This is a genomic window from Pseudomonas sp. ITEM 17296, assembly GCF_028895205.1.
Classification (GTDB): domain Bacteria; phylum Pseudomonadota; class Gammaproteobacteria; order Pseudomonadales; family Pseudomonadaceae; genus Aquipseudomonas; species Aquipseudomonas kermanshahensis.
Map to the genome: position 1 here is coordinate 72,562 of NZ_WJRS01000004.1, position 13,198 is coordinate 85,759.

The window sequence follows — 13,198 nt, forward strand, 5'->3', positions numbered from 1 at the left end:
TGGGCGGGATCACCTCTCCAAACCAATTCGTATCAGGAACCCTGCTTGTTCAGCGACACGATCAAATCGTGCACACCATCACCGGCGCCATCAATGAAGCTGCCCAGAAACGCGTCACTCTTGTGCAGCAATGGAGAGCCCTTCAGCGAGTCACCTGCAGCCCGAATGGCCAGCGAGCCAAAGGTTTCGCCCATGGCAGATACACTTTGGGCGCGGGCAGCAGGGTCGTCGTAGGGTTTCTTGAACCAAGTTGCAATCTGGTATTCGACGTTTTGCGACTGGAACGCACGGTTCAGATGGTCGGCCAGGGCAAAGAGCGTTTCTTTGGCCAGCGTAGGATCGACATCATTGGCTTTCAGTACGCCCTCGACCCGCTTGCACGCCGCCTCGATCAAATCCTCGTGGGTATAGCCCGGCATGGGAGGAAACACACCTTCAGGCAGTTTCATGCCAGGGGTGTAAGGTTGGTACTGGCCTTGATTGTCTTGCATGGAAAGCTCCTTGGTTTGAACTGCAGAAGAGGTGGCAGGCAGGAGCACACAGGCTCCCAGCACGAGAGGGACGAGCGCGCTTAGGCGAAGTCGCATCAATAAGCCCTCATGACTGCGTGGTTTGGTCGTTTCAATCAATCTCTCCTTGCACCCGCCATACGACGGTTCCTTGTTTCAATTCAAAGCTACTGATGATGGGTTCACCAAGGCATCATCCTGCTCATGTCCCTAGTTGGCGAGACGTCGCTTTCAGGCGCTCGGCTTGTTCAATGTCACGATCAGATCGTGGACACCATCACCGGCGCTTCGGGTGTAGCGTTCGAAGAATGCTTCGCCCTTGTTCAAGAGTGGGGACCCTCGCAGCGACTGCCCGGCAGCACGGATCGCCAAAGCACCAAAGCTCTCGCCCATGGCGGCAACACTCTTGGTGCGGTCAGTGGGATTGTCGTAAGGCTTCTGGTACCAGGTCGAAATCTGATACTCGACGTTCTGCGCCTCCAGTGCCTCATTGAGGTGTTTGGCCAGCGCGAAGAGCGATTCCCTGATCAGGGTGGGGTCTATTCCCTCAGCCTTCAGCACCGCTTCTGCGGGTAGGGCAGCAGCGCCAATCAAGTCCTCATGGGTATAACCCTTCATCGGCGGGAACACGCCTTCGGGCAGTTTCATGCCTGGGGTGTAGGGCTGGTACTGGCCTTGATTGCCTTGCATGGAAAGCTCCTTGGCTTGAACTTCAGAAGAGGTCGCAGGCAGGAGCATGCAGGCTCCCAGCACGAGGGGTACGAGCGCGACAAGGCGCAGCCGCGGCCAGAGGCGGCTGGGGCGGATGGGGCGGCGCGATGCCTTGTCGGTAACGGCGGTGCCCATACCGAGAGTGGGTAGGGTCAATCTTTCTCTCCTTGCATCCGCCTCGCGGCGGGTCCCTGTATCGTTTCGAGATGCGGCTACTGTGACCAGCGAATCCATCATTTGCTCCCCATCACCAGCCCCCGGGGCACATAGGCTGACGTGCCCGCGGGTTGCGGCATGACCGGCTGCTGCACGACAGCCGCCTTCACCGCCTGCGCGGTGTCGACCACTGCCACGGACGCCTCGGCCGGTGCGCCGGAGAATACCGCGCTCTGCGCCACCTGCTGCGTGGCAAAGCGGGCATCCAGCCAATCGGCCCAGTAGACGGCGCGGCGCATGATCTGCTGGCGGTAGCGCGCATTGATGGCGGGGGTGCGCGAGTGGTAATTCGCCACCCGCGTCCACAAGTCGCCGCGGTCATTGCGCACGTGGCCACGGATGCGCCAGGCGGCCAGCTCGTAGGAGTAGCAGCCGCCTTGCTCGACATCCTCAGGGGTGATGCCGTAGCGCGAGAGCTCGCGCAGGTAGGCGGTGTTGAACTGCATGGGGCCCACGTCGTAGGTGCCATTGTGGTTGCGCACCCACTGGCCAGGCTTGCCACCTTCCTGGCCGGACACAGCCAGGACGATGTTCACCGGCAGCTCGTATTTGACCGCCGCCATGATCGAGCAGGCGATGGGTTCGCTCAGGGCCGGGGGCGGAACGTCAGCGACGAATGGCATCGTGGCGCGCCTCAGATGACCTTGCCGAACTTGTTATTGATCGACTTGGTCTTTCCCGAGTCGGCGGCCTCGCATTTGTCGAGGAAGGACTGGCGAGCGTCCGAGGTCTGGCTCAGCTTGATCTTGCCCTTCTTCTTTTTGACGATGCTGAAGTAGTCATTGACCGGGCCACTGCAGTTATCGACCACACCCGCCCCCTTGAGCTTGCCCCACATGCACAGCACAGTGGCGCAGGGGTCTTTGGCCTGGGCGGGCAGGGCGACGGCGAAACTGGCGGCCAGCACGGCGGCTGGGAGAACTTTTGCAATTTTCATGAGCACTCCTTGTTCAAGTCCTGTCCTGTTTGCTTTCGCTGAAGTTTTTCACTTCAGCATCGGGTTCGAAGTCACGGCTGGGCGATCGAGTGTCCAGGTTCGAACGGCTGCTGGAACCGGGGTCGGAGATTTCATTGGCAATGCGCCCGGCAAGCGACTTGTCGATGCGGGACTGCGCAACCCGCCCCACGCCAGAGGCCAGGTTGGCGCCCATTTGCAGGGCTACGCGGCCTGCTGATGCCATCTTGCTGGAGGCTGCGTTGCTGCCCCCCTCTGCAGCGCCACCCTTGCCACCGGTGACACCCGTGCCACCCTGTGAACCCGAACTGCCCTCGGCAGATCCGCCGCCGCCGGCTGATGCCGCCTCTGCAGCGCCAGAGCCGGAGCCCCCTGCTGAAGATGACTCTGATGCCCCACCCGCGCCAGATGCGCCGGATGCGCCGGATGCCCCCTCGGACGAACCGCCACCGGAAGATGCGCCGGATGATTCAGCACCTGACGATGATTCAGAGGATCCACCCCGAGAGGACGATTCGCCTCCCGCAGACGAGGCCGCCTGGGCAAGGCCTGATGAGGCCGAAGATGCCGAGGAGGCCAAGCCCATTACCGAGCCGAGCGGGCTGGCACCGCCGTTGGAGCTGCCGCCGCCAGTGCTCCCTCCACTTGAGCTACTGGGTGACCCCAGCATCCCCGTCATACGCGACGCGATATCCCCACCGGCGGAGGCCGTCGACTGCGCGCCCTTGAAAGCGGAATGCAAGGCCTGCGCGGCGCCCATCAGGTTCGCCCCACCCGTCATCATCGCCGAGGCGCTCTTGCCCATCATCGACGCAGCGGTGGTTGCAGCCCCCACCACGGCGCCAGCACTGAAGTTGCCGATGCCGGTAGAAGCACTTCCGGCGCCGCCCACCAGGGCTGCAATCATCGGCGGTATCTTGTTCACCAGTATCAACAGCAGCACCGAGGTCACCATCATGACCGCGAGTTCCTGCACGGCAACTTTGTCACTGATACGGGCGGCAAAGGTCTGGATAAAGCTCTTGCCAATCGCAACCAACAGCACCATGGCGAACAGTTGCGCGCCAAGCCCCAGTACTGCGCGGAAGTAGTTAAGCGCCATATCAGACGTCCAGCGTGAGCCGCCAAAGCCCAAGAAGAACACCCCCGCGTACAGCAGGAACCAGCTTGATGCCAACAGCACCAGCAGGTTGATAGACACGATGGCCAGCACCAGCAAAATACCAATGGCCATGAACTCCATCGTCAGCTGGCGGCCCATTTGGTGCCAGCTCAGTTTGCTGGTTGCCTTGACGGTCTTGTCATAAAGCTCGAACCCAAGGTCGACGATGGAGGACGGCTTCAGCTCGGTATTGCCGATGTGCCCCGCAGTGGCGCCGAGTTGGCTCATCGACTTGACGATGCTGTCGGCGATTTTCAGCCCGCCCATCGCGTTCTGCAGCAACCACCAATACAACCCAAACACCACCATGAAACGGATGAGTTCGGAAAAGAACTCGCCGATGTCGGCTTTTTTCATCAGCAACATGCCGAACGTCCAGACCATGGAGATGGACGCCAGGGCAAAGAACAGCCGCGTTGCAGCGCCTTGGATCGCTGGCAACCAGGTGCTGGTGGCGCTATGGAACCTCTCAAGCACCTCATCCATGACACCTGAGCTGCCTAACTGCCCTGTCGCCGCATGGGCAAGCGTCGGAGTTGCGAGGCAAACAGCAACCAGCAGTACACTCAGGAACAGTTCCCGACGCGTGCCAATCATGTGCGTAATCCCACCTTAGTATTTGCCTTCCGGGCTTTTCTCAAACTTCCACTCGGTCATTTCCTGCGCCGCGTTGAAGCTTCTGCACCCGTCGATGAATTCGTTTCGATTGGCCTCTTTAGAGAGGCTCGACAGGTTCTTTTCATAGGTGCCTTTGGCGCAGTTTTCGGCCGTTGGCTCAGGGACTTTTTCCTCGGAACAACCGGCCAGGTTGAACAGCACGCCCACGGCGATGGCGAGTTGCAGAATTTTGCTCTTCATGGTGCTTTCCTCAGTATTTGCCTTCAGGGCTTTTTTCGTATTCCCACGTCGTGACGCGTCTTGCCTGGGCCTCACCGCGGGCCTTTTCATCCAACTCAGCCGCCGCGCGGTTGGCAGTCGCAGACTGCTCAGCCAGCATCAGGCTGCGCAACTGCAGTAGTTGGTTGGTCTGTTGACTGGCCAACTGGTTGGCATACTGAATCGCCTTGACCTGGCCATCTGCCGTGCTGGCCGCTTGCTGAAGACGCTCCAGCTGCCTGGAATCGGCCTGCAAGTTCTCTTGTTGCTGCTTGATGCTTTTGAACAACGCGTCGTTAGCCGTTTTTTGCGATTCGGAGGCCATTGCTTCATGCTCGGCGAGCTCCGCCTGGTCCTCCTCGGTGCAGGTGCCGAGGCCGAAGCAGGGTGAGCTTTTGTAGTAACTGGTGTCGCGGTACTTGCTCAGGTACGAATCAAGGCTCCCCGCCTGAGTCGTGTAGTAATTGATCATGCTCTGGGCTTCCATCAACTTGTTGATGGTCGAATTGGCCTGGTCCCAGATATAGGCAGCCGGTGCCGCCGTGTTCTTCAACATATTCTCGTACTGGTCGAGCTGCTTCTTGTACTGCAACGCCTGGGTCGTGTACTGCTCGATCTGTGTTTTGTATTCTTGGATCTGCTTGGCCGTCTGGGCAATGTTCTCGGCTACCCCCAGCTGGCTGATGCCCGCGTGTATCCCGTCCACAACAGGGATACCGGCATGCGCCTGCAGGGTGAACCCCAGACCGGCCAGCAGCGCAATGGTGGGTTTCAACAAGGCCGTGTGCTTCATGTTGCTCTCCTTGGCAAATGGTTCAGTAATCGAAGGACTGGTAAGGCTTCGAGAACGTCAGGTCCTTGGTCACCATCACGTTGAAGCGATAGCCCGGACGGATTTCGAGGGTTGGCGCGATGTTCAGGTTCTTCGAAATCATCTGCGCGGTCACCTCGCCCAACTGCTGGCCGAGCGCCTCGCTCATGGCGCTGCTGGCGGTCTCACGGTCACTGCTGTCACTGCTGGCACGGTCCTGGCTGAGGCTGATGCCGGCGACGATGCCGGACATCAACAAGGCCGAGCCAAAGATCCGTACATAGTGGTTGTTGACCTGATCGTTGAAGCCGGAATAGCCGGCGCTGTCGCTACCCGGCATCGAACCGATGTCCATCGCCTTGCCATCCGGGAAGATGATGCGCTGCCAGGCGACCAGTACCCGCGACTGGCCATAGGCCACGCTGCTGGAGTAGGAACCGACCAGGCGCGAGCCCTGTGGCAACAGCAAGTGCTTGCCGGTAGCGGTGTCGTACACAGCCTGCGCGACCTGAGCGATGATCTGCCCAGGCAACTCGGAGTTGATACCGGCAATCATCGTGGCAGGGATCACGTAGCCCGCGCGCAGCTCGTAAGGGCTACGGGGTGATTCCATGGTCACGTCCATCTTCCAGCGGTCGCTGTTCTCCGTGGTGCCGAACTGGTTGTAGTCCTTGCCAGCGTTGCTGGCGGCTTGCACCAGGAACGGCGAATCGCCCTGCGCACCGCCGCCACCGCCCCCGCCTGAGCTGATCGCCTTCAACTCGGCCATGCGCGCCTTGTAGGCTGCGGTCGGGTCACTGCGCGAGGCCTCTTGCATACGCTGGCGTGCGGCAGCGATGCGGGCCAAGGCGTCCTGCTGGCTGGACGGGGCGCCGGCAGCGCCGAGGCTTGAGCCAGCGCTGCGCGGGGCCTCTACCCGGACGGTACTCTGCGCCCGGACGGCCTCCTGGAACTGCTGCATCTTCATTTGGCGGATGCGTTCCAGTTCTTCACCGTTGACGCTCGGCGGCATCTCGCGCGGCGGCATAGGGGGGGCATCGAGGTTGCTCGGGCGTACCACCTGCAAGCTGGCGGGCTGCGGTGCGGGCGTGTCGTCCAGAGTCGGCATGGCCGGCGGCTCAACTTTGCTGGGGATGATCCCATCTTGGTCCATGCCATTGATCTGCTGGGCAAACATGCTGCTGTTGCCGGCTTTTTCCGCTTTCTTTTCCTCAGGCTTGTCCTGCTCTTCGGCACGATCGGCCGCCACCAGCAGCATGATCAGCAGAAACACCATGGCGGCGGCGCCAATCAGATAAATCGGCCAGTTGTTGACCCGACGCACACCGCTGTTGCGATGCAGTTTGCCGGGCGATGCGTCCGGCGACATGACATCGTTCTTGCTACTCATCACACGTCACTCCTTGCGTACCCAGGCCCCGGCGGCCAGCACCTGGCCGTTCTGCACCGCGTAAACACGGCTCAAGGACTCACGCCCGACCAGCAGGGTGACCCGATAGAGGTCGCTGTCCTTGGGCGCATCGACGATGTAGTTGACCTGCAGCGGCGCAGCCGCACGCGCCGTTGCGGGTACCGGCTGAGCCTTAGGGTCAAATTCCTGTACCGAGAAACCGGAGGCGCGCAATGCGCTGACCAAGGATACGCCGTAGCCGTCAGTGGTTTGCTGGGCGATACGCAAGCGCGTGCTGGCCGGCGCGTGCACGACTGCCAGTTGGCGCGCGGTGGCGCTCGCCAGCTGCTGATTGATCGCCGGCGTGGTTCGGTCGGCGAAGTTGCCGTAGGGCCCGTGAGCACAACCCGCCAGCCACAGGCAAACGAAGGGTGCGATCCATGCGCGCATCGTTATTTACCCCTCTGGATGGTGACGCGGTCCTGCGACTTGCCGACGCCAGCAATCAGGATGGCCTTGTCGAATACGGTGTCGACGATGTAGCGGTCGCCCTGAACCCGGTAGTTGACCATCACGGTCTCATCATCCTTGAACCAGCCACCGTCCTTGCGCACGACCACCAGGGCCGGCGCTTCGGTCTGGCCCATGGTGCGTGGCATCTGGATGATGGTCTTGCTGCCGTCGTTGTACACACGCACCGGCTTCCAGGAGGTTTCACCGCTGACGCTGTAGTCGAAGTTCAGGTTGCCCAGGTACTCGCCGGTCTCCGGGATGGTCGCCTTGCGGCGCTCGGTGGTTTCGCGGTTCTTGATCAGGTTCCACTTCGCCAGCGCTTCTTCCGGGTAGGTGAAGGCGACTTGCGGCATGTACTCGGTACGGTGCGAACGCAGCTTGAAGTGGTAGGTGCGGCGGTTGGTGGTGACCACCAACGAGGTCTCCAGGCCCACATCCATCGGTTTGATGATCAGGTGCTGGACTTCGCTCTCGCCCACGCCGGTAATCGCCGGCTCGACTGTCCAGCGCGCGGTGTCGCCGAGGTTGATCGAGTTGACCTGCTCACCCGCCTGCAAAGCGATGTCGCAGACCTGCAGCACGGCGCAGACGATGCTCGGCTGCTGGGCGCCGAAAATGAAACGTGCGGTGCCGTCACCGCCATCCACTGGCTTGATGCCGGTGGCACTGGCCTGCTGCCAGCGCTGGGAAATCGCCAGTGCGGCCTTCTCCTGCGCGGTCAGGGTCGGGTTGGCATCGGAAAAGTACAGATCGGCGGCGCTGGTGCCCGGCGCAGCCTGCGCGAACGCGGGCAAAGCCGCCGCGAGCATGGCGCAAAGGTAACGGTTCATGGTCGATCCTTCAGAGTTGCTTGGACCAAGAGAAGTCACGGACGTAGGTCCCGATCGGGTTCATCCGTACTTGCTCCTCGCTGGTCTGGGTAGTGGGTTCGGCGGTGTAGGTGGTGACCAGGGCGCGCCAGGTGGCCTTGCCCTTGAGCATGCCCTGGCGGTCACGGGTGACTTCTTCCCAATCCACCTGCCAGGTCTCCGGGGTCTGCTGCATGACCGAACGGATATCGACACTGACGGTTTCTTCGGCGGCACGTACGAACGGGCTGGCCTCCTTGCTGCCGTTGAGCCACTCGTTCATCTTCTGGGTCGCCGGGTCATTCGGCCCAAGCAGGGCGTATAGCCGGAAAATGGACTTGCGCAGCAGTGCGACGTCGGGGGTGACCGTGCGCGCATCGGCGATAAAGGACGCTATCTGCGACTTGATGACCCGCAGGTCGACCGGCACCGCGACCTGCGCAGGCGCTACAGCCATTGGCTGGCCAAGCTTGTCGACCTCCACCACGTAGGGCACGAACTTCGACTGGCTGCCGATGTGAATGATGCCGCCGACACCGGCGAGGGCGACCATCATCGAGAGGATACCCACCACCTGCCAGGACTGGCGGGAGGTCACCAAGCTGCCGACATGGTCATTCCAGGTGCGGCGGGCCGTCAGGTACGGGTTGTCGAGGACGGCGCCCTGGGGCGTCTCTGCTTTGGCGGTAGCATTGGCGGGACGCTTGAAAATGAGTCCCTTGATGCTGTCTGCGAGGTTCATGCGGCGACTCCATAATCATTCAGTCTCAGGCCCCTGGCAGCCAGCCATTCCGCCACCCAGGCATTGCCATATTTGGCTTCCAGGCGCTTGATGGCAGCCACGGACTCTTTGTCGGAAGAGCCGACGAAAGCCAGGGCCAGTGGGCCCAGCGCCAGGTCGTAAAGGCGTCGGCCGTTTTCCGACACGTAGTAGTACTGGCGCTTGGGAATAGCGGTGGCCAAAATCTCGATCTGCCGGGCGTTGAGGCCCATGCGGCGATAAAGGGCAGCGGTGTCCTCGTCGCGGGCATAGACATTGGGCAGGAAGATCTTGGTAGCGGTGGACTCGACGATGACGTCGAGAATCCCCGAGTTCGCCGCGTCCGACAGGCTCTGGGTGGCCATCAGCACCAGGCAGTTGGCCTTACGCAGTACCTTGAGCCACTCACGGATCTTCTCGCGGAAGACCGGGTGGCCGAGCATCAGCCAGGCTTCGTCGAGGATGATCACCGCCGGCTGGCCTTTGAGCGCGCATTCGATGCGGCGGAACAGATACAGCAGTACCGGCAGGGCGTACTTGTCGCCCAGGTTCATCAGCTCTTCGATCTCGAACACGGTGAAGTCGGAGAGCGACAGGCCATCTTCCTCGGCATCGAGCAAGTGCCCCATGGTGCCGTCGACCGTGTACTGGCGCAGGGTCTCGCGCACGGCTTCGTCCTGCACGATGATGCAGAACTCAGACAGGGTGCGGGAGCCGTCGCGGAACATGGTCATTACCGCGTGGCCAATTTCGTTGCGCTGCGCGGCAGTGGTTTCAAGGCCATTGAGCGCCAGCACGGTATCCAGCCACTCCATCGCCCAGGCGCGATCACCTTTGGTTTCGAGGAACTGCAACGGGCAGAAGGCCAACTGTTCGTCGTCTGCCGCCACGGTGAAGTGGCGCCCGGAGCGGCCATTGCTTTCGGCGCGAATACCGGCCGCCAGCGGGTACATCGACATGCCCTTGTCGAAGGCGAAGATCGACATGCCCCGATAGCGGCGCAGTTGTGCGGCGATCAGCGCCAGGTGGGTCGACTTGCCCGCACCGGTCGGGCCGAACATGAAGGTATGCCCCAGATCGCGTACATGCAGATTCAGGCGGAATGGCGTGGCACCACTGGTCACGCAATGCATCAAGGCTGGCGACAGCGGCGGGTAGAGCGGGCAGGGCGCATCGGCGCTGCCGGTCCAGATGCTGCTGGTGGGCAGCAGGTCGGCCAGGTTCAAGGTGTTGATCAGCGGGCGACGCACGTTCTCTACGCCGTGGCCCGGCAGGCTGCCCAGGTAGGCGTCGAGGGTGTTGATGGTCTCGATGCGGGCGGCGAAGCCCAGGCGCTCGATGGCCTTCTCGACACTACGTGCAGACTCTTCGACACGCACACGGTCTTCGCCCATGAGTACCACCACGCTGGTGTAGTAACCCTGTGCAACCAGGCCGCTGTTGACCTCGGCGATGGCATCGGCCGCGTCCTGCACCATGGCCAGGGCATCCTGGTCGATGTTGCTGTTGTTGGTGTTGAATACCTGGTCGAAGAAGCCACGGACTTTCTGCTTCCACTTCTTGCGGTACTTTTCCAGGTGCTGCACCGCTTCATGGGTATCCATGAAAATAAAGCGGCTGGACCACCGGTACTCGCAGGGCAACTCGGCCAGCGCCGAGAGAATGCCGGGTGCCGACTCCAGCGGGAACCCTTCGATGGCCACCACCTGAATGAAGTTGCGGCCGATCTTCGGCACCACGCCGCCCCAGAGCTCCTTGCCACCGATGACAGCATCCAGGTACATCGGGTTGCTCGGCAGCAAGACGGGCTGGCTCACGCCGGTGACACAGAACTGCACCCAGCTGAGCAAGTCGTCATGGGTGATGTGCGCGCCTTCCTCGGTGATTTGACGGTTACCCTTCAGGCGGGTCAGCTTGAGCACTGCGGCCAGGCTGCCCTCGACGCTCAAGCAGTCGCGCTTGAATTGCTCGATCAAGTTGCGCGTGCGCAGCTTGGCGTCCGGTGGCGCGGTGTCGTCGTCGAACATCAGTTCGACGAACTTCTGCTGGGCCAGCATCGGCGGGAAATAGGTGAGGCTCAGCACGAAGTAGCCTTCGTACATGGTCCCCAACGACTCGAAGTAGGCGCGGCGCTCTTCGTCCATGGCTTCGGTCAGGCTGTCAGCGAAGTGTGAGACGCCTTGGGCGGAGTAGTTCGCCGCCGGGCGGCGAACCGCATCCACGTGGATCATCCAACCGTTGCCCAAGCCAGCCAAGGCCTGGTTGATCCGCAGCGAAACCAGTTCACGCTGGGCGTCGGTGCTGCTGGCGTTGTCGTCACCCCGGTAAAGCCAGGCGGCCATAAAGGCGCCGTTCTTGCCCACGATCACCCCGTCGTCGACCATCGCCGCGTGGTTCAGCAGGTCGGACAACCCGGCCTCTGTCGAACGGTGCTTCTTCAGCTTGAGCTCCGCATCCACCTGCAGCAGACGCTGGATCAGCAGCAGCACCAGCAGAGCACCGAGGGCTGCGATGGCGTACGCAATACCTTCGATCATTTGTATTGACTTCCCTGACTTGGAGGATTGTCCCTGAACGGTGTGCTACGCGCCGGGTAGTAAGGCTTGTAGCGGCGGTGACGAAGGTAGACGTGGCGCATTTTGGAGTCGGACTTGGCCATTACGCGGAAGACGAACAGCGAGCCGAACCAGAGCACCAGGCCCACCACGGTTGCCCGTACTTCCTGGGCGCTGAAAATCAGCGCGAAGGCGAGCAACCCGGAGAACATCACCAGCTCGCGATCCCCGCCCATGAACAGGTTGTCCCGGTTGCCGGCCCGCCGGATGGGAATCGTGCGCAGTGCCATACTTCAGACCTGACCCTGTACCAGGCTGTGCTGAGGCAGCAGCTGTGCCAGCTCGGCGCTGGAGGTGAAGAAGCTCTGCATGATGTTGTTGGCACCCACGATCAGCGCCATTACCAGCACGAGGAAGATCAGGCTACGGAAGAAACCGTTGAGGTCGCCGCCGAAGATCAGCACACCACCGGCTACCACGATGCCAATGATCGACAGGGCAAACGCTACCGGACCGGTCACCGATTTACGCAGGTTTTCCAGCCAGCTTTCATAGGGCAAACCGCCGCCGGTGCCAGCCGCAAAGGCATTCTCCGGCGCAACCATCACTGCCAGCAGCAGGAAGCTGAAGGCCAGGTAGCCAAACGTTTGGGTATTGAAACGGAACAGCGAAGTGTTGGCGTGCATGTGCAGTGTTTTCCTTAAAGATTGCGCATGGTGTAGCGGCCGTTGTCGTACCCGGAAACCTCGAGGATTTCCTGAATGCGGCGGCCTTCTGGGGTTCTGGCGATGGAGATGACGACGTGAACCGCTTCGCCAATTAGCGGTTCGATTTCGGCCGGGGCCGATTTATTGCGGGAAACCAGGGATTTGAGGCGGGTCAGCCCCTCGCTGGCGCTGTTGGCGTGCAACGTGGCCGCGCCGCCAGGGTGGCCGGTGTTCCAGGCATCGATCAGGTCGAGCGCTTCTTCACCGCGCACCTCGCCCACCAGGATGCGATCCGGGCGCATGCGCAGGGAGGTCTTGAGCAAGTGGGTCATGCTCACATCGACGGTGGTGTGGTACTGCACGAAGTTCTTGGCCGCGCACTGGATCTCGCCGGTGTCTTCGATGATGAAGACCCGCTCGCTGGGAAACTCCACGACCATTTCGTTGATGACGGCGTTGACCAGGGTGGTCTTGCCGGTACCGGTACCGCCGATGACCAGGATGTTGCGGTGATCGCGGATGGCGCGCTTGATGGCGTCGCACTGGATCGGGGTCATGATCCCCGATTCGACATATTGGTCCAGGGTGTAGATGGCCACCGCCTTCTTGCGGATGGCAAAGGTGGCCGCACGCACCACGGGCGGCAGTTGGCCGGCGAAGCGCGAACCGTCCAGCGGCCACTCGCCCTCGAGCAACGGCTTGCTGCGGGTCACTTCCTTGCCGTGGAAGCCGGCCACGGTCTTGATGATGGACTCGGCCTGGGCCGGGCGCAGGTCGCCGATGTGCCTCATCGGCTTGCCCAACTGCTCCAGCCAGAGTTTGCCGTCGCCATTGCACATCAGCTCAACGGTCTGCGGATCGTTGAGTGCATCGATGATGAGGGGGCCGGCGTCACGCTCCAGTTTCTTTTTGGCGCGCTCTTTCAGGCTGGCAGTTTCTGCGATTTCCACACTTGATCGTCCATGAAAATAGATACCACCCCAAGGTCTTGGGGAGGGCACTCCAAATGTTTTTCTCGTGCAGTTCTTTGAACTAATGGCGAAGCGGAATGTCACCGCCCGCGAACTAACCTGCAATTGCAGAATTTGTTCGTGTTATGCGAGCCACTTCACAAGGGCGCGCAGGTTACCCGGCAACAATTACTAACGAAAGAGTCGATCTCTTACAGCTTTGTAAGCTTTCTCT

General features: G+C 61.3%; 15 protein-coding genes. All 15 read right to left on the minus strand.

The window, feature by feature from the left end; genetic code table 11:
• Nucleotides 1-32 precede the first annotated feature (32 nt).
• Nucleotides 33-539 (minus strand): hypothetical protein, encoded by a 507-nt coding sequence (locus tag GIB19_RS06305; RefSeq protein ID WP_274884374.1) that lies wholly within the window; start codon nucleotides 537-539, stop codon nucleotides 33-35.
• A 201-nt stretch (nucleotides 540-740) separates the two neighbouring features.
• Nucleotides 741-1,376, minus strand: a complete 636-nt coding sequence (locus GIB19_RS06310) for a hypothetical protein (protein ID WP_274884376.1) — start codon at nucleotides 1,374-1,376, stop codon at nucleotides 741-743.
• A gap of 77 nt (nucleotides 1,377-1,453) precedes the next feature.
• A complete protein-coding gene (locus GIB19_RS06315) occupies nucleotides 1,454-2,059 on the minus strand; it encodes a muramidase (protein WP_265967467.1) in 606 nt (201 codons plus the stop codon).
• An 11-nt stretch (nucleotides 2,060-2,070) separates the two neighbouring features.
• The gene (locus GIB19_RS06320) at nucleotides 2,071-2,373 is read right to left on the minus strand and encodes a TrbM/KikA/MpfK family conjugal transfer protein (protein ID WP_274884378.1); all 303 of its coding nucleotides are present in this window, start codon (nucleotides 2,371-2,373) and stop codon (nucleotides 2,071-2,073) included.
• 13 nt (nucleotides 2,374-2,386) lie between these two features.
• The gene (gene trbL / locus GIB19_RS06325) at nucleotides 2,387-4,150 is read right to left on the minus strand and encodes a P-type conjugative transfer protein TrbL (RefSeq protein ID WP_274884379.1); all 1,764 of its coding nucleotides are present in this window, start codon (nucleotides 4,148-4,150) and stop codon (nucleotides 2,387-2,389) included.
• A 15-nt stretch (nucleotides 4,151-4,165) separates the two neighbouring features.
• Complete coding sequence (trbK, locus tag GIB19_RS06330; protein WP_186679188.1) at nucleotides 4,166-4,411, minus strand: entry exclusion lipoprotein TrbK; 246 nt, start codon at nucleotides 4,409-4,411, stop codon at nucleotides 4,166-4,168.
• Nucleotides 4,412-4,421: 10 nt separating this feature from the next.
• Complete coding sequence (trbJ, locus tag GIB19_RS06335; protein WP_238209836.1) at nucleotides 4,422-5,222, minus strand: P-type conjugative transfer protein TrbJ; 801 nt, start codon at nucleotides 5,220-5,222, stop codon at nucleotides 4,422-4,424.
• A gap of 22 nt (nucleotides 5,223-5,244) precedes the next feature.
• On the minus strand, nucleotides 5,245-6,630 hold the full coding sequence (locus GIB19_RS06340) for a TrbI/VirB10 family protein (RefSeq protein ID WP_186679190.1): 1,386 nt from the start codon (nucleotides 6,628-6,630) through the stop codon (nucleotides 5,245-5,247).
• Between the two features lie 6 nt (nucleotides 6,631-6,636).
• Nucleotides 6,637-7,080 carry a conjugal transfer protein TrbH gene (locus GIB19_RS06345; protein ID WP_274884383.1) on the minus strand — a complete coding sequence of 148 codons (444 nt, stop codon included), beginning with the start codon at nucleotides 7,078-7,080 and terminating at the stop codon, nucleotides 6,637-6,639.
• Between the two features lie 2 nt (nucleotides 7,081-7,082).
• Complete coding sequence (gene trbG / locus GIB19_RS06350) at nucleotides 7,083-7,973, minus strand: P-type conjugative transfer protein TrbG (RefSeq protein WP_186679206.1); 891 nt, start codon at nucleotides 7,971-7,973, stop codon at nucleotides 7,083-7,085.
• A gap of 10 nt (nucleotides 7,974-7,983) precedes the next feature.
• A complete protein-coding gene (locus tag GIB19_RS06355) occupies nucleotides 7,984-8,733 on the minus strand; it encodes a conjugal transfer protein TrbF (protein WP_186679210.1) in 750 nt (249 codons plus the stop codon).
• Nucleotides 8,730-11,288 carry a VirB4 family type IV secretion/conjugal transfer ATPase gene (locus tag GIB19_RS06360; protein ID WP_186679213.1) on the minus strand — a complete coding sequence of 853 codons (2,559 nt, stop codon included), beginning with the start codon at nucleotides 11,286-11,288 and terminating at the stop codon, nucleotides 8,730-8,732. Before GIB19_RS06360 ends, GIB19_RS06355 begins: the two co-directional genes overlap by 4 nt.
• The gene (locus tag GIB19_RS06365; protein ID WP_186679215.1) at nucleotides 11,285-11,596 is read right to left on the minus strand and encodes a conjugal transfer protein TrbD; all 312 of its coding nucleotides are present in this window, start codon (nucleotides 11,594-11,596) and stop codon (nucleotides 11,285-11,287) included. Before GIB19_RS06365 ends, GIB19_RS06360 begins: the two co-directional genes overlap by 4 nt.
• A 3-nt stretch (nucleotides 11,597-11,599) precedes the next feature.
• On the minus strand, nucleotides 11,600-11,992 hold the full coding sequence (locus GIB19_RS06370) for a TrbC/VirB2 family protein (RefSeq protein WP_274884385.1): 393 nt from the start codon (nucleotides 11,990-11,992) through the stop codon (nucleotides 11,600-11,602).
• A gap of 14 nt (nucleotides 11,993-12,006) precedes the next feature.
• Nucleotides 12,007-12,963 carry a P-type conjugative transfer ATPase TrbB gene (gene trbB, locus GIB19_RS06375; protein ID WP_099427993.1) on the minus strand — a complete coding sequence of 319 codons (957 nt, stop codon included), beginning with the start codon at nucleotides 12,961-12,963 and terminating at the stop codon, nucleotides 12,007-12,009.
• Nucleotides 12,964-13,198: the final 235 nt, after the last annotated feature.

Excerpts from the sequence above, each read along its gene's own strand:
- GIB19_RS06315 (WP_265967467.1), bottom strand. The coding sequence starts at position 2,059 with ATGCCATTCGTCGCTGACGTTCCGCCCCCGGCCCTGAGCGAACCCATC.
- GIB19_RS06320 (WP_274884378.1), bottom strand. The coding sequence starts at position 2,373 with ATGAAAATTGCAAAAGTTCTCCCAGCCGCCGTGCTGGCCGCCAGTTTC.
- trbL (WP_274884379.1), bottom strand. The coding sequence starts at position 4,150 with ATGATTGGCACGCGTCGGGAACTGTTCCTGAGTGTACTGCTGGTTGCT.
- trbK (WP_186679188.1), bottom strand. The coding sequence starts at position 4,411 with ATGAAGAGCAAAATTCTGCAACTCGCCATCGCCGTGGGCGTGCTGTTC.
- trbJ (WP_238209836.1), bottom strand. The coding sequence starts at position 5,222 with ATGAAGCACACGGCCTTGTTGAAACCCACCATTGCGCTGCTGGCCGGT.
- GIB19_RS06340 (WP_186679190.1), bottom strand. The coding sequence starts at position 6,630 with ATGAGTAGCAAGAACGATGTCATGTCGCCGGACGCATCGCCCGGCAAA.
- GIB19_RS06345 (WP_274884383.1), bottom strand. The coding sequence starts at position 7,080 with ATGCGCGCATGGATCGCACCCTTCGTTTGCCTGTGGCTGGCGGGTTGT.
- trbG (WP_186679206.1), bottom strand. The coding sequence starts at position 7,973 with ATGAACCGTTACCTTTGCGCCATGCTCGCGGCGGCTTTGCCCGCGTTC.
- GIB19_RS06355 (WP_186679210.1), bottom strand. The coding sequence starts at position 8,733 with ATGAACCTCGCAGACAGCATCAAGGGACTCATTTTCAAGCGTCCCGCC.
- GIB19_RS06360 (WP_186679213.1), bottom strand. The coding sequence starts at position 11,288 with ATGATCGAAGGTATTGCGTACGCCATCGCAGCCCTCGGTGCTCTGCTG.
- GIB19_RS06365 (WP_186679215.1), bottom strand. The coding sequence starts at position 11,596 with ATGGCACTGCGCACGATTCCCATCCGGCGGGCCGGCAACCGGGACAAC.
- GIB19_RS06370 (WP_274884385.1), bottom strand. The coding sequence starts at position 11,992 with ATGCACGCCAACACTTCGCTGTTCCGTTTCAATACCCAAACGTTTGGC.